The sequence below is a fragment of the Serratia sp. CY38905 genome, assembly GCF_052168875.1.
GTDB lineage: Bacteria > Pseudomonadota > Gammaproteobacteria > Enterobacterales > Enterobacteriaceae > Serratia > Serratia sarumanii.
Window position 1 is genome coordinate 219661 of sequence record NZ_JBJNLV010000004.1, and the last position, 21038, is coordinate 240698.

20 protein-coding genes are annotated in these 21038 nt (G+C 62.0%); 4 read left to right on the top strand and 16 right to left on the bottom strand.

The features are described from left to right. Positions 1-24: 24 nt before the first annotated feature. On the bottom strand, positions 25-930 hold the full coding sequence (locus ACJ8MK_RS12320) for an AraC family transcriptional regulator (RefSeq protein WP_047569381.1): 906 nt from the start codon (positions 928-930) through the stop codon (positions 25-27). Positions 931-1093: 163 nt separating this feature from the next. On the opposite strand from ACJ8MK_RS12320, the gene ACJ8MK_RS12325 reads away from it, so the two are divergent. Both ACJ8MK_RS12325 and ACJ8MK_RS12330 read left to right on the top strand, forming a co-directional pair. Continuing rightward, complete coding sequence (locus ACJ8MK_RS12325) at positions 1094-2062, top strand: SDR family NAD(P)-dependent oxidoreductase (RefSeq protein WP_103829914.1); 969 nt, start codon at positions 1094-1096, stop codon at positions 2060-2062. Between the two features lie 13 nt (positions 2063-2075). Further along, positions 2076-3071 (top strand): NADP-dependent oxidoreductase, encoded by a 996-nt coding sequence (locus ACJ8MK_RS12330; protein ID WP_103829913.1) that lies wholly within the window; start codon positions 2076-2078, stop codon positions 3069-3071. A 41-nt stretch (positions 3072-3112) separates the two neighbouring features. Here ACJ8MK_RS12330 and ACJ8MK_RS12335 read toward each other — a convergent pair whose 3' ends face one another. Further along, on the bottom strand, positions 3113-4024 hold the full coding sequence (locus ACJ8MK_RS12335; protein ID WP_033637033.1) for a LysR family transcriptional regulator: 912 nt from the start codon (positions 4022-4024) through the stop codon (positions 3113-3115). 97 nt (positions 4025-4121) lie between these two features. Between ACJ8MK_RS12335 and ACJ8MK_RS12340 the strand changes: the two genes are divergently transcribed. Next, positions 4122-5123: a zinc-binding alcohol dehydrogenase family protein gene (locus tag ACJ8MK_RS12340; RefSeq protein WP_033652880.1), complete on the top strand. Its 1002-nt coding sequence runs from the start codon at positions 4122-4124 to the stop codon at positions 5121-5123. Between the two features lie 31 nt (positions 5124-5154). Here ACJ8MK_RS12340 and ACJ8MK_RS12345 read toward each other — a convergent pair whose 3' ends face one another. From ACJ8MK_RS12345 to serB, 4 genes are all read right to left on the bottom strand, one after another. Next, the gene (locus ACJ8MK_RS12345) at positions 5155-6588 is read right to left on the bottom strand and encodes a glycosyltransferase family 39 protein (protein WP_033649129.1); all 1434 of its coding nucleotides are present in this window, start codon (positions 6586-6588) and stop codon (positions 5155-5157) included. Positions 6589-6720: 132 nt separating this feature from the next. Continuing rightward, positions 6721-7995, bottom strand: coding sequence for a multifunctional transcriptional regulator/nicotinamide-nucleotide adenylyltransferase/ribosylnicotinamide kinase NadR (nadR, locus tag ACJ8MK_RS12350; RefSeq protein WP_033637030.1), 1275 nt, complete (start codon positions 7993-7995; stop codon positions 6721-6723). Positions 7996-8053: 58 nt separating this feature from the next. After that, the gene (gene radA / locus ACJ8MK_RS12355) at positions 8054-9439 is read right to left on the bottom strand and encodes a DNA repair protein RadA (RefSeq protein WP_025159617.1); all 1386 of its coding nucleotides are present in this window, start codon (positions 9437-9439) and stop codon (positions 8054-8056) included. Between the two features lie 19 nt (positions 9440-9458). Continuing rightward, positions 9459-10436 carry a phosphoserine phosphatase gene (gene serB / locus ACJ8MK_RS12360; protein ID WP_016929162.1) on the bottom strand — a complete coding sequence of 326 codons (978 nt, stop codon included), beginning with the start codon at positions 10434-10436 and terminating at the stop codon, positions 9459-9461. A 110-nt stretch (positions 10437-10546) separates the two neighbouring features. On the opposite strand from serB, the gene ACJ8MK_RS12365 reads away from it, so the two are divergent. Continuing rightward, positions 10547-11230: a YtjB family periplasmic protein gene (locus ACJ8MK_RS12365; RefSeq protein WP_060422530.1), complete on the top strand. Its 684-nt coding sequence runs from the start codon at positions 10547-10549 to the stop codon at positions 11228-11230. Positions 11231-11398: 168 nt separating this feature from the next. Here the strand turns inward: ACJ8MK_RS12365 and deoD are convergent, their stop codons facing one another. The 10 genes from deoD to osmY all read right to left on the bottom strand — a co-directional run bounded on the left by deoD (position 11399) and on the right by osmY (position 20690). Next, positions 11399-12130: a purine-nucleoside phosphorylase gene (deoD, locus tag ACJ8MK_RS12370; RefSeq protein ID WP_033652875.1), complete on the bottom strand. Its 732-nt coding sequence runs from the start codon at positions 12128-12130 to the stop codon at positions 11399-11401. A gap of 166 nt (positions 12131-12296) precedes the next feature. Further along, the gene (deoB, locus tag ACJ8MK_RS12375; protein ID WP_033637026.1) at positions 12297-13520 is read right to left on the bottom strand and encodes a phosphopentomutase; all 1224 of its coding nucleotides are present in this window, start codon (positions 13518-13520) and stop codon (positions 12297-12299) included. A 70-nt stretch (positions 13521-13590) separates the two neighbouring features. Beyond that, positions 13591-14913: a thymidine phosphorylase gene (deoA, locus tag ACJ8MK_RS12380; protein ID WP_033649123.1), complete on the bottom strand. Its 1323-nt coding sequence runs from the start codon at positions 14911-14913 to the stop codon at positions 13591-13593. A 66-nt stretch (positions 14914-14979) separates the two neighbouring features. Next, positions 14980-15759 (bottom strand): deoxyribose-phosphate aldolase, encoded by a 780-nt coding sequence (deoC, locus tag ACJ8MK_RS12385; protein ID WP_033641793.1) that lies wholly within the window; start codon positions 15757-15759, stop codon positions 14980-14982. A 370-nt stretch (positions 15760-16129) separates the two neighbouring features. Continuing rightward, entirely contained in the window at positions 16130-17407 is a 1278-nt protein-coding gene (locus tag ACJ8MK_RS12390; RefSeq protein ID WP_033637021.1) for a NupC/NupG family nucleoside CNT transporter, read from the bottom strand. Between the two features lie 183 nt (positions 17408-17590). Beyond that, on the bottom strand, positions 17591-18373 hold the full coding sequence (locus ACJ8MK_RS12395) for a TatD family hydrolase (RefSeq protein WP_033649122.1): 783 nt from the start codon (positions 18371-18373) through the stop codon (positions 17591-17593). Then, positions 18370-19488: a patatin-like phospholipase family protein gene (locus ACJ8MK_RS12400; protein WP_033652870.1), complete on the bottom strand. Its 1119-nt coding sequence runs from the start codon at positions 19486-19488 to the stop codon at positions 18370-18372. The genes ACJ8MK_RS12395 and ACJ8MK_RS12400 overlap by 4 nt, the downstream gene beginning before the upstream one ends. Positions 19489-19498: 10 nt before the next feature. Next, positions 19499-19684 (bottom strand): CsbD family protein, encoded by a 186-nt coding sequence (locus ACJ8MK_RS12405; RefSeq protein WP_033649120.1) that lies wholly within the window; start codon positions 19682-19684, stop codon positions 19499-19501. A 68-nt stretch (positions 19685-19752) separates the two neighbouring features. Beyond that, positions 19753-19914 (bottom strand): DUF1328 domain-containing protein, encoded by a 162-nt coding sequence (locus ACJ8MK_RS12410; RefSeq protein WP_004857650.1) that lies wholly within the window; start codon positions 19912-19914, stop codon positions 19753-19755. Between the two features lie 161 nt (positions 19915-20075). Further along, positions 20076-20690, bottom strand: coding sequence for a molecular chaperone OsmY (osmY, locus tag ACJ8MK_RS12415; protein ID WP_033637016.1), 615 nt, complete (start codon positions 20688-20690; stop codon positions 20076-20078). Positions 20691-21038 lie beyond the last annotated feature (348 nt).

Genomic DNA, 21038 nt, shown 5'->3' on the forward strand with positions numbered 1-21038 from the left:
GAGGCGCCGCATGCGGCGCCTTTTTTACGCCTGCGCCCGGCGATAGTCGCGCGGTGAGCACGCCATCACGCGTTTGAACGCGTGGCTGAAAGCGCTGTCGGAATCGTACCCCAAACGCTGCGCGATAGCGGAGATCGGTTCGCCGCCGGTACGCAGCGCCCGCGCCGCCAGCAGCATGCGCCAGCGCGACACGTACTCGAGCGGCGCCATGCCGGCTTTCTGCTTGAAGCGCAGCGCCAACGTCGAACGGGAAACGCTCGCCGCGTCGGCCAACGCCGCCACCGTCCAGCGCCGGGCCGGATCGGCATGTACCGCCTGCATCGCGGCGCCGATGCGCGGATCGAACAAAGCGGGTAGCCAGCCGGACGCCGCACTCTCCTCCCCCATCAGGTAAATCCGCAGCGCCTGGGTCAACATGATTTGCCCCAGATGATGCGCCATCAACGTACTGCCCGGCGAAGGCCTCACCAGCTCATCCGCCAGCCGCTGCAGCGCCCATTGCAGCACGGCTGCCTCTTCCGTGCCCCCGCGGATCACCATCAACGCGGGCAGGCTGCCGAACAGCCGCTCCACCTCCTCGCCAAAGCTAAAACGGCCGCCGATAAACAGGCACGTTTCCCCCTCGCCGCAGCGCGCCACGCCGTTTTGCGCCTGCAGATAAAGCGCGTCGGCGTCGAGCGCCGGAAGAGACAAGTCGCTGCCGACGGTCAGCGGCAGGCTGCGAGTCAGCAGTAAACAGTCGCCGGCCGCCAGCCACAGCGGTTCTGCCAGCCCTTCCGCCGCCAACCAACAGCCGCCGCGCACCACCGCGTTGAACTTCCCGCCTTGCGGAGCGGGAAAATGAACGGCCCAGTCGCCGCCGGCCTTCAGGCCGCCGAAAAACGCATTCTGGCTGTTCAGTGGCGCCAGCACTTCCGATAAAGGATCCATATCCTCTCCCCATAAAGATCTTGCAAGAGCATAACCCGCGCGATGCGCTGGTCGAAGGCTTTAGGACGATGGCGACAGAAATTAGGTTTTTGTTGCATTCATCCGCAGGATAGCGCCGATTTACACTCCCTGTGTCACAGCCAACCACAGCGAGGAATCCCCAATGAATAAACAAACGCCCATCGGCTCTGGCTTCAACGCCACCGCCACCGCCGCCGACGTGCTCAAAGATCGTCAACTGGCCGGCATGACGGCGCTGGTCACCGGCGGCCATTCCGGCCTGGGGTTGGAAACGACTCGCGCATTGACGCAGGCGGGAGCACAGGTGATCGTCGCCGCCCGCGATCCCGTCATCGCCCGCACACGTCTGGCCCTCGCCGGTATCAGCAACGTCGACATTTATGAGCTTGATTTGGCCGATCTGAACAACATCAGAGAGTTCGCGCAACATCTTCTGGCGACCGGCGCCCACCTCGATATGGTGATCTGCGGCGCCGGCATCATGGCCTGTCCTGAAACCCGCATCGGTCCAGGCTGGGAGGCTCAATTCGCGATCAACCACCTGGGGCATTACGCGCTGGTGAACCACCTCTGGCCGGCATTGGCGGGCGGCGCCCGCGTTGTCGTCATCTCCTCTTCCGGCCACCATGCCAGCGCCATACGCTGGAATGACGTGCAGTTTCACAGCGGCTATGACAAGTGGCGGGCCTACGGCCAGTCGAAAACCGCTAATGCGTTATTCGCCGTGCACCTCGACAAACGAGGACGAGCCGCCGGTGTACGCGCCTTCACGCTGCATCCCGGCATGATCCCCACGCCACTGCAGCGTTACCTCTCGCAGGAAGAGATGCTCGCATTGGACTGGATCGACGCCAACGGCAAACCCGCACACCCGGAAATGCTGAAAACGCCGCAACAGGGTGCGGCAACCCAGGTGTGGGCGGCGACATCGCCTCAACTCAATGGCCTTGGCGGATTGTATTGCGAAGACTGCGATATCGCCCGGCGCAACGATGACGAGGGCCTTTCCTTCAGCGGCGTAAAAAGCTACGCCGTCGATCCTGAACAGGCCCAACGCCTGTGGGAGTTGTCGGCGCAACTCACCGGCATCGACATCTTCGGCAAGATTTAAACAGGAGCCCCCTATGCAGAATCGCCAAATCATCCTCGGCAAACTCCCACAGGGAAAGCTGACCGTCGATTGTTTTCAGACTCGCGAGACCCCGATGCCGATCCCCGGCCCCGGAGAGGTTCTGTTGCGCACGCTTTACGTGCCTTTGGATGCGGCCAGCAGAGCCTGGATGCAGGGCGTCACCTATCGTTCCGGATTGCAGCCAGGAGACATCATGGCCGCGACGACGCTGGCCGAAGTCGTCACGTCGCGCTCTCCCCTGCTGGCCGCCGGCGATATCGTGTTGGCGGAAACCGGCTGGCAAACCTTCACGGCCCTGCTGGCGGCTGAGGCGCTCAAACAGCCGGACATCGTTCCGCATACGCACTTGCTCAGCGTTTACGGCGTGCCCGGACTCACCGCTTACTTCGGCCTGCTGGAATGCGGACGCCCCAAGGCCGGTGAAACCGTCGTCATTTCCGCCGCCGCGGGGGCGGTAGGCATGTTCGCCGGACAAATCGCCCGGCTCCACGGCTGCCGCACGGTGGGCATTGCCGGCGGCGCCGCCAAAACGGCTCTGCTGACGGACAGGCTGGGTTTCGACGCGGCGATAGATTATAAGGCGGGGAATCTGCATGACGGCCTGCGCCGCTCGTGCCCCAACGGCATTGACGTGCTGTTCGACAACGTCGGCGGCGATATTTTGGCGGCCTGCCTGCCGCACATGGCGAAACAGGGGCGCATTGTTTGCTGCGGCGCGGTGTCGCAGTATGATACGGCCTCCCCACCGGCCGCGCCGGCCGGGATCCCCGGTTTGCTGATCGTCAACAGCTTGACGATGCGGGGGTTCCTGTTGGCCGACTTCCTTCACCGACAAGAACAGGCGCTGACGGCGCTCACGGCCTGGGTCGCGGAGGAGAAATTAGCGGTCATCGAAGATCTGATCGCCGGTTTTGAGCTGCTGCCCGCGGCCTTGGTTGGCCTGCTGGCGGGGGAGAACACAGGAAAACGCATCGTGCAAGTGACGTAATATCTTGTTTAACCCAGGAGCGGCCTGGGCTTCCTTGGTTCTTATTCCCGCGGCAGCTCGCGGGCGTAGTCGTCGAACGCCGGATGCTGCAGCACCACATCGATGAAGCAGGCCAGCGCCGGGGAGTTCAGCTTGCGGCTCGGGTAAACCAGATACAGCTCGTTGCCCTCCGCGCGCCACGCCGGCAAGACTTCCACCAACAGCTTCTGCGCCACCACCTCGCGGCTGAGAAACGCCGGCAACAGCGTGATCCCCGCGCCGGCGATAGCGCATTCACGCGCATACAGCAGGTTGTCGGTGGTGTGCGCCAGCGGCAGCTGCCAACGGTAGTAGTCGTCGCCGCAGCGCAGGTTCCAGGCCGTCCAGGCGCGGTGGGCAATGCAGCGATGCTGTTGCAGTTGCTGCGGGTGTTCGATCGGCGGATGCTGCGCCAGATAGGACGGCGCGGCCAACAGATAGCGCGGCGCATACCCGAGACGGCGACCGATCAGCGAAGAATCCTGCGGCTTGCCGGTGCGCAGCGCGGCGTCGAAGCCTTCCTGCACCAGATCCACCATGGCGTCGGACACCGACACCTCCAGCGAAACGTCCGGGTATTGGCGCTGAAAATCCGCCGCCAGCCGCGCCACCAGGGTCGCCCCCAGCCCGGCGGGCGTTGAAATGCGCAGGCGGCCGCTCGGGTTATCGCGCAGCCGCTGCAACGCCAGATCGGCGCGTTCCGCGGCGGACATCATCGCCTGACAATGTTCCAGATAGCGCTCACCGGCGAAGGTCAGGTTCAGCTGGCGCGTGGTGCGATTGAGCAAGCGCAGCCCCAGCGTCTGTTCGAGCTGGCTGATGCGCTGGCTGACGCTGGATTTCGGCAACCCGACGCGCTGCGCGGCGGCGGTGAAGCTGCCGCACTCCGCCACCAGCGCGAACAGCGCCATGTCCTGCAGCTGTTTGAATTCCATTGTTCACCTTAAACGAATACTCCGTTAGATATTGTCCATCTTATCACCCCACTGCCGCGGGTCTACACTGGGGACATCATTTAAAAGGAGCACAATCATGTCGATAAAAGCCATTGCCGTAGACCCGCAGAACCCCGCCGGTTTCATCGAAATCTCACCGGAGATGCCGGTTCCCGGCCAGTACGATCTGCTGGTGGCAGTGAAAGCGGCGTCGGTCAACCCAGTGGACACCAAAGTGCACGCCGGTCTGCAAAAGAGCGGCCTGCAGCAGCCGCGCATCCTCGGCTGGGACGCCAGCGGCGTGGTGGTAGACGTGGGCAGCGGCGTCAGCGGCTTCAAGCCCGGCGATGAAGTGTGGTACGCCGGCGACATCACCCGCCCCGGCAGCAACAGCAGCCACCAGCTGATCGACTCACGCATCGCCGCGCACAAGCCGCGCAGCCTGAACTGGGCCGAGTCCGCCGCCCTGCCGCTCACCGCCCTCACCGCCTGGGAAGCGCTGTTCGAACACCTGAACATTCAGGACGCGCCGGAGAACAAGACGCTGCTGATCATCGGCGGCGCCGGCGGCGTCGGCTCGCTGGCCATTCCGCTGGCCGCGCTGCGCAGCAAGGTGAAAGTGATCGCCACCGCCTCAAGGCCGGAATCCGCCGCCTGGTGCCGTGAGCGCGGCGCCGATCTGGTGGTGGACTACCGCGATCTGAAGGGCGAGCTGGCGCAGCACGGCATCGAGCAGGTGGATTACATCCTGTGCCTGAACGATACCGACGGCCACTGGCCGGCGATGGCCGAGCTGGTCGCGCCGCTGGGCCATATCTGCACCATCGTCGAGAACGCGCAGCCGTTGGATCAAAACGCGCTGAAGCTGAAAAGCGCCGCGCTGCACTGGGAATTCATGTTCACCCGCAGCATGTTCACCACCCCGGACATCGCGCAGCAGGGCCAGATCCTCCAACAGGTGGCGCAGCTGCTGGACGAGGGCAAGTTGAGCACCACGTTGAGCGAAACCCTGCACGGGCTGTCGGTAGAAACGCTGACCGCCGCGCATCAACGGCTGCTCGGCGGCCATATGCAAGGCAAGCTGGTTATCGCTTACTAAGCCTGAATCGCGGCGGCGTTTTGCGCCGCCGTTACTGCGGACGAACGAAGCCGACGCACAGCGCTTGCTCGTCGGCATGCGGATCGGCGCGGAACGTCAGCGTCTGCTGCCAATCGAGGCGCATCTTCGGCCAGTGGGCCAGCTCGCCGCCGAAGTCGCTGTGCGCGCAGTCTTCACCCAACCGCCCGAACAGGGCGACGCCGTGCTGCGCAATCTGCGGATAGCTGATGTTGACGTTGTAGATATTCGGGCGCGTATGATTAGACCAGCGCGTAATGGTCTGCGGCCGGGAGCCGGCGTACACCGTCATCCACTGCGACAGGTATTCGCCGCCGACGTAGCGCAGGCTGACGCCATACCGCTCCTGCCACAGCCGCTCCACTCCGACGCTGAACGCCTTGATACCCACCATTTTCTGGCCGGCGTTGCGCACGTTGCCCAGCATCACCGCGGCATACCCCAGATAGACCGCCAACGCCGCGCACATCAGCCCGATGGTCGCCGCGCGCAGCGAACGCACCGGCGGCTGGCGCACGCAGCCGACCAGCAACGCGGGCGCCAGCATGAAGAACGGCTGCAGCCACTCGGTCAGCCGGCCGCCGACGTTGAAAGAGAACCAGAAGGTAATGATGCCGAGCGGCAACAGGTAGACCCACAGCAACACCCGCATCGGCAACGCCGCTGGCCAGGCCAGCACCGCCCCGCTGCGCCGCAGGATCACCCACAGCGCGAGCGACGGATAGAACACCAGCAGCAGCGACTGCAGCATATCGAGGTTGAGCTGCATCTTGATCTGCGAATCCACCCACTTGAAGGCGGCGAAGTCATGGTTCCACAGCCAGAACAGGTTCGGCAACACCAGCGCCAACCAGATCGCCACCGCCAGATAGAACTGCGGCTGGCGATAGCAGCGGCGGATCTGCGGTACGAACAGCGTCGACAGCGCCGCGAAATAGACGAAGGCGAAGGTCGAGTATTTAGCCATCATCGCCAGACCGGCCACCAATGCGAAAGCCGGCCACCAGTTGGCCGAACGCGAGATCGCCAGGTGGAAGAACAGCGCCATCCACGGCCACAGCATCACCAACAGGTAATTGTCGTTGTAGGGAATGATGTCGAAATTGATGATGCCGGACAGGTTGAGCGTCAGCAGCGCCATCCAGGCCAGCGAGGTGCTGCCGCTCAGGCGGCGCGCCAATAGCCAGACGCCCAACATGCCGATGGCGATGGCGATGAAGTGCCCGCCATACCAGTACAGGTTCAGCGGCAGCCACGGGAGCCAGATCGCCGGCTGCATCGCCGCACCGACCAGCCAAGGATTTTTCGGTGAGCCCCACTCGGCGTTGAGGCCCCAGTTGAGCGCCTCGACGGCGTCGTAAGGCAGAGTGGGATCGAGATGAACGGTCAGCAGCGTCCAGGCTGCGGCATAGCAGATCAACCAGAGAACGAGTAAGCGATAAGACATGTCTTCTTCTGAGCGTTATTGTAAAGAAAATCTTAACCTAGTCGCTACCGAATGAACCATGTTTAAACAAGCCGTTAAATGTGCGCCACAGAGGCGTTTCTGCCGCCGCGACCGCACATTCCGCTAATTTTCTCAGCCTGCGGCGTGGCGATGGGCGGGCGCATTCGCCAACCGGCCGGCGTCCGCCGCCAGCAGCTGCTGCACCAGCTCGACGCAGCGCAGGAAACGCTCTTCGTAATCGCTGGATTCAACGTGCACGTACTCGATGTTGTTGGCGCGCAACATCTCCTCCAGCAGGTGCTGGAACGCCAGGCGATCGGCGGCGCTGCCAAGGCTGCGCAGGCCGTCCGCCACCCACGGCGTGTTGTTTTCCAACAGGATCACCAGATCGAAACGGTATTCGTCGATCAGCGCCTGCACGAAGGGGTGTTCACGCCCCTCGTACTTTTTGCAAAACGCCTGGGTGGTAACGAAATCGGTATCGATAAACGCCACCTTGTTGGCGTACTTGACCGCGAAATCCACGTATTGCGCCTGCCCGAGAGCGATTTTGTCGTAGTCGGAGTACTGCAGCGCCATCTCGTCGCCGCCCAGGTGCGAAAACACGTAATCACGGCCATATTCCCAGGCGCTGGTGGTGTTGAAGATGTTGGCCAGCTTGTTGACCAGCGTCGATTTGCCGCTCGACTCGCCGCCGAGGATCGCCACGGTGCGTACGAAAAACGGCTTCACCTCGGTAGGGATGTAGTCCCAATAGCGGAACGGATCCTGGCGGATCTGATTGCCGCTGATGTTCATGAACGAACGCTCGGGATCGACCAAGATGGTTTCGATGCCCAGATGCTCGCGGTAGCGCGGCGCATCCTGCGCTTCGCTGGAATAGATGAAGCTCGGCACGATGCCCTTCTGTTCCATAAAGGCCTTCATGCCGTCGCTCCACACGTTCCAGCCGTGCGGATAGGGTTCGATGCCCTGCTCGTCGAACGAGTGGATATGGATGTTTTTCTGGTACTTGAAGGTCTGCAGCAGCCAGCGCAGGCGATCGCTGACCGTTGGCTGTTGCGACATCGAACTGTTCTCGAACAGCTCGCGGTCGCGCGGTTCATCGTGGCACAAGATAACGTGAAGTTCGTCCACCTGGCTGCAGGCGCGCTGGATCAGATAGATGTGGCCGGTGTGCAGCGGGTAAAATTTACCAAACACCACGCCGACTTTGACCTCTTTACGCGGGAACTCCAGCCCGAGAAAACGGTGCAGCGCCTCGAGCTTTTGCGCGCTCGGGCTTTTGATTTTGTCGTTCAACAGCTGGCTCAGATAGCCCTTGGTCATGCCGCTGGCATCCGCCACCTGCTGCAAAGTACAGCCCTTTTGCTTAATGGACGTCTTCAGGTAATCAAATTGCGGCATGGCCACCTCCGTTTAGTATGCTAAACAAAATAGCATATCTTACTCGCCGTCGGCGACATTAATAAAACTCTTCCAGCACGTCGAGCGCGTCCGCCAGCTTCTTGACCCCAAACACCTGCATGTTGGCCGGCGGCTTCTTCGGCATGTTGCCGTGCGGCACGATGGCGCGCTTGAAACCGTGCTTGGCCGCTTCGGAGATGCGCTCCTGGCCGCTCGGCACCGGACGGATTTCTCCCGCCAGCCCCACTTCGCCGAACACCACCAGATCGTTCGGCAGCGGCCGATCGCGCAGGCTCGACACCAACGACATCAGCAGCGCCAGATCGGCGCTGGTCTCGCTGACCTTCACCCCGCCGACCACGTTGACGAACACGTCCTGATCCGACATCTGCAGCCCGCCGTGGCGGTGCAGCACCGCCAGCAGGATCGCCAACCGGTTCTGCTCCAGGCCCACCGCCACGCGGCGCGGGTTGGACATCATCGAGTGATCCACCAGCGCCTGGATCTCCACCAGCAGCGGCCGGGTACCTTCCCACACCACCATCACCGAACTGCCGGAAGTGACTTCATCGCCGCGGCTGAGGAAGATCGCCGAAGGGTTGCTGACTTCGCGCAGCCCCTGTTCGGTCATGGCGAACACCCCCAGCTCGTTGACCGCGCCGAAGCGGTTCTTGTGGCTGCGCAGGGTGCGGAAGCGGGAATCGGCGTCGCCGTCCAGCAGCACCGAACAGTCGATGCAGTGTTCCAGCACTTTCGGCCCGGCCAGCGAGCCGTCTTTGGTGACGTGGCCGACCATGACGATCGCCACGCCGCGCGTCTTGGCGAAGCGCGTCAGGTAGGCGGCGGTTTCGCGCACCTGGGCCACGCTGCCCGGCGAAGACTGAATGTCCGCCATGTGCATCACCTGGATCGAGTCGATCACCATCAGCTTCGGCTGTTCCTGCTCGGCGATCAGGCAGATCTGCTCGATGCTGGTTTCCGACAGCATGTTCAGGCCGCCGGTCGGCAGCCCCAGCCGATGAGCGCGCATCGCCACCTGCTGCAGCGACTCCTCGCCGGTGACGTACAGGGTTTTCATCTGCTCGGACAGTTTGCACAGCACCTGCAGCAACAGGGTGCTCTTGCCGGCGCCGGGGTTGCCGCCGATCAGAATGGCGCTGCCGGGCACCACGCCGCCGCCCAGCACGCGATCGAACTCGAGAAAGCCGGTGGTGAAGCGCGGCAGCGCCTCAAGGCTGATTTCCGACAGCTTCTGCACCTTGCTGACGCCGGCGTCGCCGGCATAGCCGCTGAGGCGATCGTTGCGCGCCGCTGCGGGCGACGCGGCCAAACGCACTTCCGTGATGGTGTTCCAGGCATGGCAGGCGCTGCACTGCCCCTGCCAACGCGGATAGTCCGCCCCGCACTCATTGCACACAAATGCCCGTTTTGCCGCTTTTGCCACGTCTTACCTCAATCTTTCGTTATCGCACTTCGTGTTTCAGGCTGCCGGTGAGAATGCACAGCACGCCCATCAGATCCGCATGCCGGATCGCCACCTGCGCTTTTTCATACACTTTCGGCTTGGCGTGGTAGGCGATGCCCAACCCCGCAGCCTGCATCATTTTCAAATCGTTGGCGCCGTCGCCGATGGCCACGGTCTGCGCCAGCGGGATCTCCAGCTTCTCCGCCAGCCGCAGCAGCGTATCGGCTTTGAACTGCGCGTCCACCACCGGCCCCAGCACTTCGCCGGTCAGCTTGCCGTCGCGGATCTCCAGCTCATTGGCCGCCGCCGCCACCAGCCGCAGCCGGTTGCGCAGGTATTCGGCGTAGTAGGTGAAGCCGCCGGAGGCGATCGCCACATGCCAGCCCATCGCCTGCAGCTTGCCCACCAGGCTGGTCAGCCCCGGCATCAGCGGCAGCTCGTCGCGCACCTGCTTGAGGATGTTGGCGTCGGCTCCTTTCAGCGTGCCGACGCGCTGGCGCAGGCTGGCGGTAAAGTCCAGCTCGCCGCGCATCGCGCGTTCGGTGACTTCCGCCACCTGCTCACCGACGCCCGCCAGCTTGGCGATCTCGTCGATGCACTCGATCTCGATCGCCGTCGAATCCATGTCCATCACCAGCAGCCCCGGCGTGCGCAGGTGCGGGATCTTGCCGAGCGGCGCCACGTCCAGCCCGCTCTCCGCCGCCAGCAGCTTGGCGCGCGGCGTCAAGGTGCCCGCCAGGCGCACCACCTGATAGTCGTCCACGCCCCAGGCGGTGACGATCACCATCGCCGCGCCCAGCTTGCGTTGGAATTGTGTAATGCGCGCCTTGTCCAGCTTTCTGCCGTATAACAGCCACCCGGTATTGCCCGCCCGGTAGTCCAGCGGCATCACTTCGTCGCCGCTGAGCGAAAGGGGAAGACCCGGCCATTGAGAGATCTCCGCCGGAAGATCGCAATAGGTCAGACTGTTTGACATCATTGACTCCTGAATGGACAAAAACGCTGCATGATAAAACGACGCATCAAGCTATCCTATCGCCAGCGGTTCTGGCAACATAAAGTGTCCCCGATGCCCAAGGAACCTGCATGGCTCGCGCTAAACTGAAATTTCGCCTGCACCGTACCGCTATTATCCTGATTTGCCTGGCTTTGCTGGTGCTGCTGATGCAGGGTGCCTCTTATTTTAGCCTGAGTCACCAAATGGCGCGATCCGAACAGGTCGAAGAGCTGGCGCAGACGCTGACCAAACAGGTCGCCTACAGCCTGGCGCCGCTGCTGGACGACGACGGCAACAACCCGCGCATCGACGCCATCCTCAAGCAGCTCACCGATCACAGCCGCATTCTCGACGTCAGCGTGTATCAGCTGGACGGCACGCTGGTCTCCCACGCCGGGGAGCAGATAAGTATACGCGATCGGCTGTCGCTCGACGGCAAGCGCGCCGGCAGCTACTTCAACCACCAGTTGGTCGAATCCATTCGGGGCAAAGACGGCCCAATCGGCTTTATCCGCATCACCCTCGACACCCACGTGCTGGCGACCGAGTCCAAGCAGGTGGACAACACCACCAACCTGCTGCGCCTGATGATCCTGCTGGCGCTGGCGATCGGCATCATTCTGGCGCGCACCCTGCTGCAACACCGCCGCAGCCGCTGGCAGCAGTCGCCGTACCTGTTGACCGCCAACACGCCGTTGGCAGAAGGCAATACGGTGGAAGACGACGAAGAGGATGCGCCTGAGGCAAAACAGGAAGCGCCGAAGAAGGGGTAACTCAGGCCAGGCGCTGAATGTGATCGTGCCGTTTATTGTCCTTTCGGTGAATAGATTGCCCGTAACGGCTTCATCAATAACCAGTTGAAAGGTAAAGCGTTAGCCAAAACTGGCCAAGCGGAATGAATAGATTGACGGGCGGGCGCCAGGATGACGCCCGCCGGGGTATTACGCTTTGTCGCCCAGCAGCACGGATTCCAGCGCGATAACGATCATGTCGTTAAAGGTGGTCTGGCGTTCCGCCGCCGTGGTCGCTTCGTGACGCAGGATGTGGTCGGACACGGTGCAGATGGTCAGCGCCTTGCAGCCGAACTCTTCGTACAGCTCTGCCGCCACGCCGTAGATGCCGGCCGCTTCCATTTCCACGCCCAGGATGCCGTACTTCTTCATCACCTGGAACATGTCCGGATCCGGGGTGTAGAACAGATCGGCGGAGAAGATGTTGCCCACGCGCGCCGGGATGCCCTGCGCCGCCGCCGCGTCGACCGCGTTGCGCACCATGTCGAAGTCGGCGATCGCCGCGTAGTCGTTGTCCTTGAAGCGCAGACGGTTCACCTTGGAGTCGGTGCACGCGCCCATGCCGATCACCACGTCACGCAGTTTGATATCGTCACGCACCGCGCCGCAGGAGCCCACGCGAATGATCTTCTTCACGCCGAATTCTGCGATCAGCTCGCGCGCATAGATGGAGCAGGACGGGATGCCCATGCCGTGGCCCATTACGGAGATGCGGCGGCCTTTGTAGGTGCCGGTGAAGCCCAACATGCCGCGCACGTTGTTCACTTCCACCGCGCCTTCCAGGAAGGTTTCGGCGATGTATTTTGCACGCAGCGGATCGCCCGGCATCAGTACTACGTCAGCGAAATCACCCATCTCAGCATTAATGTGCGGCGTAGCCATAATTTTCTTCCTTTAGAAATCTTATTTAATAAAAACGTCAAACATCTAAGCCTTGAATTTCGAGTTGCAGCTAGGCAGCTAGCGGGTGAATCCCCAGGAGCTTACTTGAGTAAGTGACTGGGGTTCACGCGTGAAGCTAACAACGCTGCGGCTTGAAAGACAGGGCTTAGAACAGGGTCTTACCGTAATCCATCGGCGACAGGCCAAAGTAATTGGCGACGGTCTGGCCGATGTCGGCGAAGGTCTCGCGGTGGCCCAGCGAGCCCGGTTTCACTTTCGGGCCGTAAACCAGCACCGGGATGTGCTCGCGGGTGTGGTCGGTGCCCGGCCAGGTCGGGTCGCAGCCGTGGTCGGCGGTGAAGATGATGATGTCTTCGTCTTTCACCAGCTTCAGCAGCTCCGGCAGGCGGCGATCGAACAGCTCCAGCGCGGCGGCGTAGCCCGCCACGTCGCGGCGGTGGCCGTAAGAGGAATCGAAGTCCACGAAGTTGGTGAACACGATGGTGTTGTCGCCGGCCTTTTCCATTTCGATCAGGGTCGCGTCGAACAGCGCGTCGATGCCGGTCGCCTTCACCTTCTTGGTGATGCCGACGTTGGCGTAGATGTCGGCGATTTTACCGATCGACACCACTTCGCCGCCCTTCTCGTCCACCAGCTTTTTCAGCACGGTCGGCGCCGGCGGCTCTACCGCCAGATCGTGACGGTTGCCGGTGCGCTGGAAGTTGCCCGGCTTGTCGCCGACGAACGGACGCGCGATCACGCGGCCGATGTTATACCCGCCTTCGGTCAGCTCTTCACGCGCGATTTCGCACAGCTCGTACAGGCGATCCAGGCCGAAGGTTTCTTCATGGCAGGCGATCTGGAATACCGAGTCGGCGGAGGTGTAGAAAATCGGCTTGCCGGTTTTCATGTGCTCTTCACCCAGCTGATCGAGGATCACGGTGCCGGATGAGTGGCAGTTGCCCAGGTAGCCCGGCAGCTTGGCGCGTTCGACCAGTTTGTCCAGCAGTGCCTGCGGGAAGCTGTTGTGCTCGTCCTTAAAATAGCCCCAGTCGAACAGCACCGGCACGCCGGCGATTTCCCAGTGGCCCGACGGCGTGTCTTTACCGGAAGAGAGTTCGCTAGCGTAAGCGTAAGCGCCGATGATGTCGGCGTTGCGATCCAGCCCCTGCGGGAAGTTGCCGGTGGACTCTTCCGCCGCTTTGCCGAGACCCAGACGGCTCAGGTTAGGCAGCGTCAGCGGGCCCTGGCGGCCCACGTTGGCCTCACCGCGCGCGCAAACCTCGGCGATGTGGCCCAGGGTGTCGGAACCCTGATCGCCAAAACGTTCGGCGTCTTCGCTGGCGCCGATGCCGAAGGAATCCAATACCATAATAAATGTGCGTTTCATCTGTGCTCTCCTGCGTGTTCTCACGCTTTGGACGGCCGCGAAAAAGCCGCGGCCGTTCCTGATTCTTGGGTTATTCCGTGATGCGCTTATACACCACCGGCGTCGCTTCCGGCGCCTTGTCGCTCAGCGTCATCGCGCTGCGCACCGCATCGGCCGCCTGCTGCCAGCTCTCTTCATCGTTGGCGTGGATCATCGCCAGCGGCTGCTGGGCACCCACTTTCTCGCCCAGGCGCGCCACCTCGGTCAGGCCAACGCTGTAATCGATGGCGTCGCTCGCCCGGCGACGGCCGCCGCCCAGCGCAACCACCGCCATGCCCAGCGCGCGGGTATCCATGGCGCTGACGATGCCCGGCTTTTCAGCATACACCGGCTTGCTCAACGTTGCCGCCGGCAGATAGCTATCGTAGCGTTCGACGAAGTCTATCGGCCCCTGCTGCGCCGCCACCATGCGGCCAAACACCTCCGCCGCCTTGCCGTTGTCCAGCACCGCCTGCAGTTTGGCGCGCGCGTCGGCCTCGTCTTGCGCCAGGCCGCCGGAAAGCAGCATTTCCACGCACAGCGCCAGCGTCACTTCCAGCAGGCGCGGGTTGCGGTATTCGCCGGTCAGGAAGCGCACCGCTTCACGCACTTCCACCGCGTTGCCGGCGCTGGAGGCCAACACCTGGTTCATGTCGGTCAGCAGCGCGGTGGTCTTGCAACCCGCGCCGTTGGCCACGCCGACGATCGCCTGCGCCAAATCTTGCGACAGCGCATAGGTCGGCATAAAGGCGCCGGAGCCGACCTTCACGTCCATCACCAGCGCATCCAGCCCTTCCGCCAGCTTCTTGGCCAGAATGGAGGCGGTGATCAGCGGGATCGAATCCACGGTGGCGGTGATGTCGCGGGTGGCGTAAAAACGTTTGTCCGCCGGCGCCAGCGAGCTGGTCTGGCCGATGATCGCCACGCCGACGTCCTGAATGATTTTGCGGAAGGCGTTATCGTCCGGGAAAATATTGAAGCCCGGAATGGCTTCCAGCTTGTCCAGCGTGCCGCCGGTATGCCCCAGGCCGCGGCCGGAGATCATCGGCACATAGCCGCCGCAGGCTGCCACCATCGGGCCAAGCATCAGCGAGGTCACGTCGCCCACGCCGCCGGTCGAATGCTTGTCGACGATCGGGCCGTTCAGCGCCAGGCTTTTCCAGTCCAGCACGGTGCCGGAATCGCGCATCGCCATGGTGAGCGCCACGCGCTCCGGCATGCTCATGTCATGGAAATAAATGGTCATCGCCAGCGCGGCGATCTGCCCTTCCGACACCACGTTGTCGCGAATGCCGTTGATGAAAAAGCGGATTTCCGCTTCGCTTAACGGCTGGCCGTCGCGTTTCTTACGAATAATTTCTTGAGCCAGGAACAAGGCATCCCCCTGTGTCGCCGAGAGTCGGTGCAGACGGGCGCGCCTGGCGCCCGCCAACGAAATCGATCAGTAGCCGCCGCCGGCGGTCTGGGTCTGGTGGCCCAGCGCGGCCAGCAAGCTGGCCAGCAGGCTGGAAGCGCCAAAGCGGAAATGCCGCGCATCGGCCCAGCCTTCGCCCAGAATACGATCGGCAAGCTGCAGATAATGCAGCGCATCCTCTGCGGTGCGCACGCCGCCGGCCGGCTTGAAGCCCACCGTCTTCGCCACGCCCATATCGCGGATCACCGACATCATCAGCTCGGCGCTTTCCAGCGTGGCGTTGACCGGCACCTTGCCGGTGGAGGTCTTGATAAAGTCCGCCCCGGCCTTGATGGCGATCTCGGACGCCTTGCGGATCAGATCGGCCTGCTTCAGCTCACCGGTTTCGATGATCACTTTCAGCAGCACGTTGGCCGCCTGGCAAGCCTGCTTACACTGTTTCACCAGCTCGAAGCCGACCTGTTCGTTGCCGGCGATCAGCGCACGGTAAGGGAACACCACGTCCACTTCATCCGCGCCATAGGCGATGGCCGCGCGGGTTTCCGCCAGCGCGATGTCGATATCGTCGTTGCCATGCGGGAAGTTGGTCACGGTGGCGATGCGGATATCCGGCGTGCCTTGCTCGCGCAGCGCCTTACGCGCCACCGGGATAAAACGCGGGTAGATGCAGATGGCCGCCGTGTGGCCGGCCGGGCTGTTGGCCTGACGACAGAGCGCGATCACTTTCTCGTCGGTGTCATCATCATTCAGCGTGGTTAAATCCATCAAATTCAGCGCACGTTGCGCTGCTGCGGTTAATTCGGTCATAAAACTCTCCAACTGAGTACCTGGGTGTTGGCGAGCGGACTTGGTTCCATGAAGATAGCGCTGGGGAACGGCGTTCCCACGGCGGCAACTGAGATCCTTCTCACCGCACATGGCCACCCGCCTTGCGGCCGGCCAGTAATAGCTATTTGAACACGAATGCCGGAGGCGATTCGCGTTCATCGTCACACTATATGAAATAGCACTGTAACAGACCGGAATTATATGTGAAGAACATCACAAAATAACGCGATATCGTTCACAAATTCGCTAAAGAAGCGGCTGAAGATCGCGGGTGCGGCACGCACCCGCGTTGCTTAGAGTATAGGCGGAGTCCCGCGATCGGTCGCGCCGTCGCGGGCCTCGGGATGGCTTACAGCGCCAGGAAGAAGCCGGCGATGGTGGCACTCATCAGGTTGGACAGCGTGCCCGCCGCCACGGCCTTCAGACCGAAGCGCGCGATGTCGTGGCGACGATTGGGCGCCATGCTGCCCAGACCGCCCAGCAGGATCGCCACCGAGGAAAGGTTGGCGAAGCCGCACAGCGCGAAGGAGATGATCGCCTTGGTATGGGCCGACAGCACCTGCAGGCCTTCCGCCGCCACTACGTCGTCCGGACGCAGATAGGCGCCGAAGTTCATGTAGGCGACGAACTCGTTGACGATGATCTTCTGGCCGATGAACGAACCGGCGGTCATCGCCTCGCTCCACGGTACACCGATCAGGAAGGCGATCGGCGAGAACACCCAGCCGAGGATCAGTTCAAGCGACAGCTGCGGATAATCGAACCAGCCGCCGATGCCGCCGAGAATGCCGTTAAGCAAGGCGATCAACGCGATAAACGCCAGCAGCATCGCACCGACGTTCAGCGCCAGCTGCATGCCTGAGGCCGCGCCGGAAGCCGCCGCGTCGATCACGTTGGCCGGACGATCCTCTTCGGCGATCAGCTTCATCGCATCGTCTTTATCGTGGGTCTGCTCGGTTTCCGGCACCATCAGCTTGGCGAACAGCAGCCCGCCCGGCGCGGCCATGAAGGACGCGGCGATCAGGTATTCCAGCGGCACGCCCATCTGCGCGTACCCTGCCAGCACCGAACCGGCCACCGAGGCCAGGCCGCCGCACATCACCGCGAACAGTTCTGATTGGCTCATGGTGGCGATATACGGACGCACCACCAGCGGCGCTTCGGTCTGACCAACGAAAATGTTGGCGGTCGCCGACAGCGATTCGGTGCGCGAGGTGCCCAACAGCTTTTGCAGCCCGCCGCCCAGCACGCGGATCACCAACTGCATGATGCCGAGGTAATACAGCACCGCAATCAGCGAGGAGAAGAACACGATCACCGGCAGGACGCGCAGCGCGAACACGAAGCCGCCGCCGCCGAACACCTCGAACATCTTGTCGGACACCAGCCCGCCGAAAATGAACGAAATGCCCTGATTGCCGTAGGCGATAACGTTTGCCACGCCGTTCGACATACTGCCGAGGATGCTGCGGCCCAGCGGCACATACAGCACCAGCGCGCCGATGCCGACCTGAATGATGAACGCCCACGCGACGGTGCGCAGTTTGATGGCCCGGCGGTTGCTGGAGAGCAGCACCGCAATGGCGATCAGCACCGCCATGCCGACTAGGCTCATGATGAGTTGCATGCAAAGTTTCCCTGTTGCAAAAAATAAAATACATCCCTGCTCATAAAGAGAGGTCTGCTATTGGAGAGTTTCGGGGGGATTATACTGAGCGAGGTCACTCTCGCACCGATTTATGTCACAAATGCATACAACGAGACGCAAATGAAAATCTTATAACGTGACACAGGTCACGTTATCACCTCATCAATCCGGCATGGCAAACAGCGCCTGAGCATTGCGCTGCAGATGGGCGGCGATCTCGTCGGCCGGTTCCGGCCGCAGCTCGCACAGCGTTTGAAACACCTCGGCGGCGCGTTCGGGGCGATTCGGCTGCCCCTGATAGCCCGCCAGCGGCATGTCCGGCGCATCGGTCTCCAGCAACAGCGCCTCGAGCGGCAGCTGCGCCATCACGCCGCGCGTTTTCTGCGCCCGCTCATAGGTGATGGTGCCGCCCACGCCGATGTAATAGCCGAGGCGGATAAACGCCTGCGCCTGCGACAGGCTGCCGGCGAAGCCATGCACCACGCCGCGACGAGGCAGCTGCACGCGCCGCAGGGCCGCAGCCAGCTGATCGTGGGTGCGGCGCGAATGGAGGATCACCGGCAGGTCATGCTGTTTCGCCAGCCGCAGCTGGGCCAGCAGCACGCTTTGCTGGCGCTCGAACTGCGGGTTGTCCATATACAGATCGAGCCCGACCTCCCCCACCGCCACCAGCTTGCGCGGCCGTTCGGCCAGCAGCGCCGCCAGTTGCTCCAACTGCGGCTCATGATGCTGCGCGATATACAGCGGATGCAGCCCCAGCGCGGCGAACAGCGGCGCGTGATCCTGCGCCAGCCGCAGCACCCGCGCGAAGCGATCGGCGGTGACCGTCGGGACGATGATGCGCGTGACGCCGGCGCTTGCCGCCCGCACCAGGCTCTCGCCCTCATGCCCGGTAAAGGGCGGGAAATCGAAATGGCAGTGGGTGTCGGTAAAGGCATAGCTCACAGCGCGCCCCCTTCACCCGGCGGCAGATCGCCCGGCAGAATGATCTTCGGCGCCACCACCGCGGCCTCCGGCTGCGCGCCAAGATCGGACGGCATGACGATGTCGGTCACGATCGGCGAAGGCATTCTGACGTTCTCCGGCTGGATCAGGCGGCGCGACAGCGCTTTTTTCACCCTCATGCCGTCCGGCTCCGGCTGCGCCATCCACTGGCCGACGGTGGCCAGGAAATAGCGGCCGCAGCGGCGCCCCAGGTGATAATCCTGATTGAGCGACCCCAGTCGGCTGCCCAGTGCATTGCTGGCCAGCGGCTTCGGCGGGAAGATCTCGAAGATGCGCAGCTTGCCCGGCGGCTTCTCGATAAAGCGCTGGATGCGGTGATAGCTTTGCTCGTGATGCTGCAGGATGCGCACCATCTGCTGCAGGCTGCTGTCGCTCAGCCAGTGCTCCATGCGCTTCATCCACTGCGGGGTGTAGTACATCTGCGAAGGCACGGTGCGGATCACCACGATGGTGTCGGCGCCGCGGCGATAGGCCTCTTCCACCGGGATCGCATCGCTGATGCCGCCGTCCTGATAGCTGATGCCGTCCAGCTCCACGCCCTGGCGATAGAAGCCGGGAATGGCGCTGGACGCCTTGATGGCCGGCAGCCAGCGCTCGCGCTGCGCCGGCAGATAGGTCGGTTCGAAATCGTCGCTGCGGCAGGCGCACAGCAGAAACTCGCGCCCGTCGGTAAAGTGCCGTTCCGCTACGTCCATCGCCAGCGGCATCTGCGCCGCTGCCGTATCAACCAGCCAATCGAGATCGATCAGATGCCCGCCGCGCACGAAGCGCAGCGGATTGAAGAATTGAGCCGAGGTGGTGTAACGGGTGATCACCCGGCGCGCGTAGCCCACCTGTCCGCAAATGTAGGCAGACAGATTCTGGGCGCCGGCCGACGTGCCGATCAGCAGATCGAATGGGTTAAAGCCCGCGCGCTGAAACTCGTCCAGCACGCCGGCGGTGAAAATGCCGCGCTGGCCGCCGCCTTCGCAGACCAGCGCCATCTTGCCTGGCCGAAAGGGCTTAGACGCCAGCGGTTCTATATTGCCGAGCGTGATGGGTATTCTGTATCCCAACTTGGCATCCTCAGTGAGATGTTTTCTCCGAGGATACCGCGTCTCGCTCTCTTCCGTAATCCTCTTGCAGCACGCCGGCGAGGAAATCATTGCTGCCGGCCAGCCAGACGCAATCGCTGCCGGACCATTCGGCCAATGCCTGCCATACCTGGCCTTTCAGCTGTTTCCAGCGCCCGACGATGATGTCGCTGTTCATGGCCGGCCCTCCCCGACGTGAGAAAAGGAATTAAGCTTTGTTACAGTTTGCAGGAAAATACCGGCCGGCTAAGGGCGCCGGCGGCCGGTGAACAGGCTGACCAGGAACAGGATAATGCCGACGACAAACACGATTTTAGCCGCCCAGGCGGCGGTGCCCGCCAGCGAACCGAACCCCAGTGCCGCAGCGATAAGCGCGATGACTAAAAAGATAATGCCCCAACGAAACATAAGCTTCTCCTTACCATTGTGAAAAAATTCGCTGCTGTCTACCGCCCCGACAACGGGGCGTCGACGGCAAATCAGTTTCTTTTTTTGGTGGTACATGTCGGGCCGCCTTCACGGCCCGACCGATGCGGCTTGTTGTTACTTGTTACGGGCGCCTGGCGGGATTACGGCTTGACCACCAGGTCGTTTTTCACGCTTTTCACGCCGTCGATGGCCTTGGCGATGCTTTCCGCACGCTCAGACTGCGCCTGCGTTTTCACCTCACCGGAAAGCTGCACCACGCCATCGGTGGTTTCCACTTTCACATTGCGCGACGGCACGATGTCATCGGCCAGCAGCTTGGCTTTCAGCTCGCTGGTGGTGGCGGTGTCGCCGGCATACGATTTGATCGACTGGTTGGCTTCATCTTTCACGTGCAGCTTGTCGCTGACGGTCTTGACGCCTTCCACCTTGCCGGCGACAGCGACCGCATGCTCCGCCTGCGCCTGGCTGCCGACGAACCCGCTCAGGGTCACGGCGCCTTTTTCGGTTTTCACCGAAATGTCGGAACTTTTGATGGTTTTATCTTCCACCAACGCACTTTTAACTTTAGCCGTTATCGCGCTGTCATCCATGTAACCGTCAACTTTTTTCATGGAGCTATCGATTTTGGCACCGGCACTGTCCGCGGCGTTAGACGCCTTGTTGAGCAGACTCTCTTCGGCCAGCGCACTGCCGCTGACCAACACAGAACCCAATACAACAGCCATCAACGAGTGTGCAAATTTGGTCTTTTTCATCGATCTCTTCCTTTTGTTGGGGGCTCACAACGCCAGAGCGCCGGAACCCTGCGGCCACCTTCACGCGGCCTTCTCGGTAAATACTTCATCATCGCTATACGATTAAGCGTTCACGACAGGAATATTGCAACGGCCGTGCCAACTCAAAAAAAACCTTAAAAATCAAAGAAAAAAAATCAGACGTTGGATTTTTAGCCAAAAAACTGTCGCCTATTGACGACAGGCTAAGTCACACAAAACTGAAATATAGTTATCTCATTGATATTTAAAGATACTGACTGTCTCCTATCGGCAACACATCAGAATAACTCACCAAACAAACAACATATTACAGTGATTTACTCTCAA

Coding starts and splice junctions, on each gene's coding strand:
- ACJ8MK_RS12320 (WP_047569381.1), bottom strand. CDS start 930: ATGGATCCTTTATCGGAAGTGCTGGCGCCACTGAACAGCCAGAATGCG.
- ACJ8MK_RS12325 (WP_103829914.1), top strand. CDS start 1,094: ATGAATAAACAAACGCCCATCGGCTCTGGCTTCAACGCCACCGCCACC.
- ACJ8MK_RS12330 (WP_103829913.1), top strand. CDS start 2,076: ATGCAGAATCGCCAAATCATCCTCGGCAAACTCCCACAGGGAAAGCTG.
- ACJ8MK_RS12335 (WP_033637033.1), bottom strand. CDS start 4,024: ATGGAATTCAAACAGCTGCAGGACATGGCGCTGTTCGCGCTGGTGGCG.
- ACJ8MK_RS12340 (WP_033652880.1), top strand. CDS start 4,122: ATGTCGATAAAAGCCATTGCCGTAGACCCGCAGAACCCCGCCGGTTTC.
- ACJ8MK_RS12345 (WP_033649129.1), bottom strand. CDS start 6,588: ATGTCTTATCGCTTACTCGTTCTCTGGTTGATCTGCTATGCCGCAGCC.
- nadR (WP_033637030.1), bottom strand. CDS start 7,995: ATGCCGCAATTTGATTACCTGAAGACGTCCATTAAGCAAAAGGGCTGT.
- serB (WP_016929162.1), bottom strand. CDS start 10,436: ATGTCAAACAGTCTGACCTATTGCGATCTTCCGGCGGAGATCTCTCAA.
- ACJ8MK_RS12365 (WP_060422530.1), top strand. CDS start 10,547: ATGGCTCGCGCTAAACTGAAATTTCGCCTGCACCGTACCGCTATTATC.
- deoD (WP_033652875.1), bottom strand. CDS start 12,130: ATGGCTACGCCGCACATTAATGCTGAGATGGGTGATTTCGCTGACGTA.
- deoB (WP_033637026.1), bottom strand. CDS start 13,520: ATGAAACGCACATTTATTATGGTATTGGATTCCTTCGGCATCGGCGCC.
- deoC (WP_033641793.1), bottom strand. CDS start 15,759: ATGACCGAATTAACCGCAGCAGCGCAACGTGCGCTGAATTTGATGGAT.
- ACJ8MK_RS12390 (WP_033637021.1), bottom strand. CDS start 17,407: ATGCAACTCATCATGAGCCTAGTCGGCATGGCGGTGCTGATCGCCATT.
- ACJ8MK_RS12405 (WP_033649120.1), bottom strand. CDS start 19,684: ATGAACAGCGACATCATCGTCGGGCGCTGGAAACAGCTGAAAGGCCAG.
- ACJ8MK_RS12410 (WP_004857650.1), bottom strand. CDS start 19,914: ATGTTTCGTTGGGGCATTATCTTTTTAGTCATCGCGCTTATCGCTGCG.
- osmY (WP_033637016.1), bottom strand. CDS start 20,690: ATGAAAAAGACCAAATTTGCACACTCGTTGATGGCTGTTGTATTGGGT.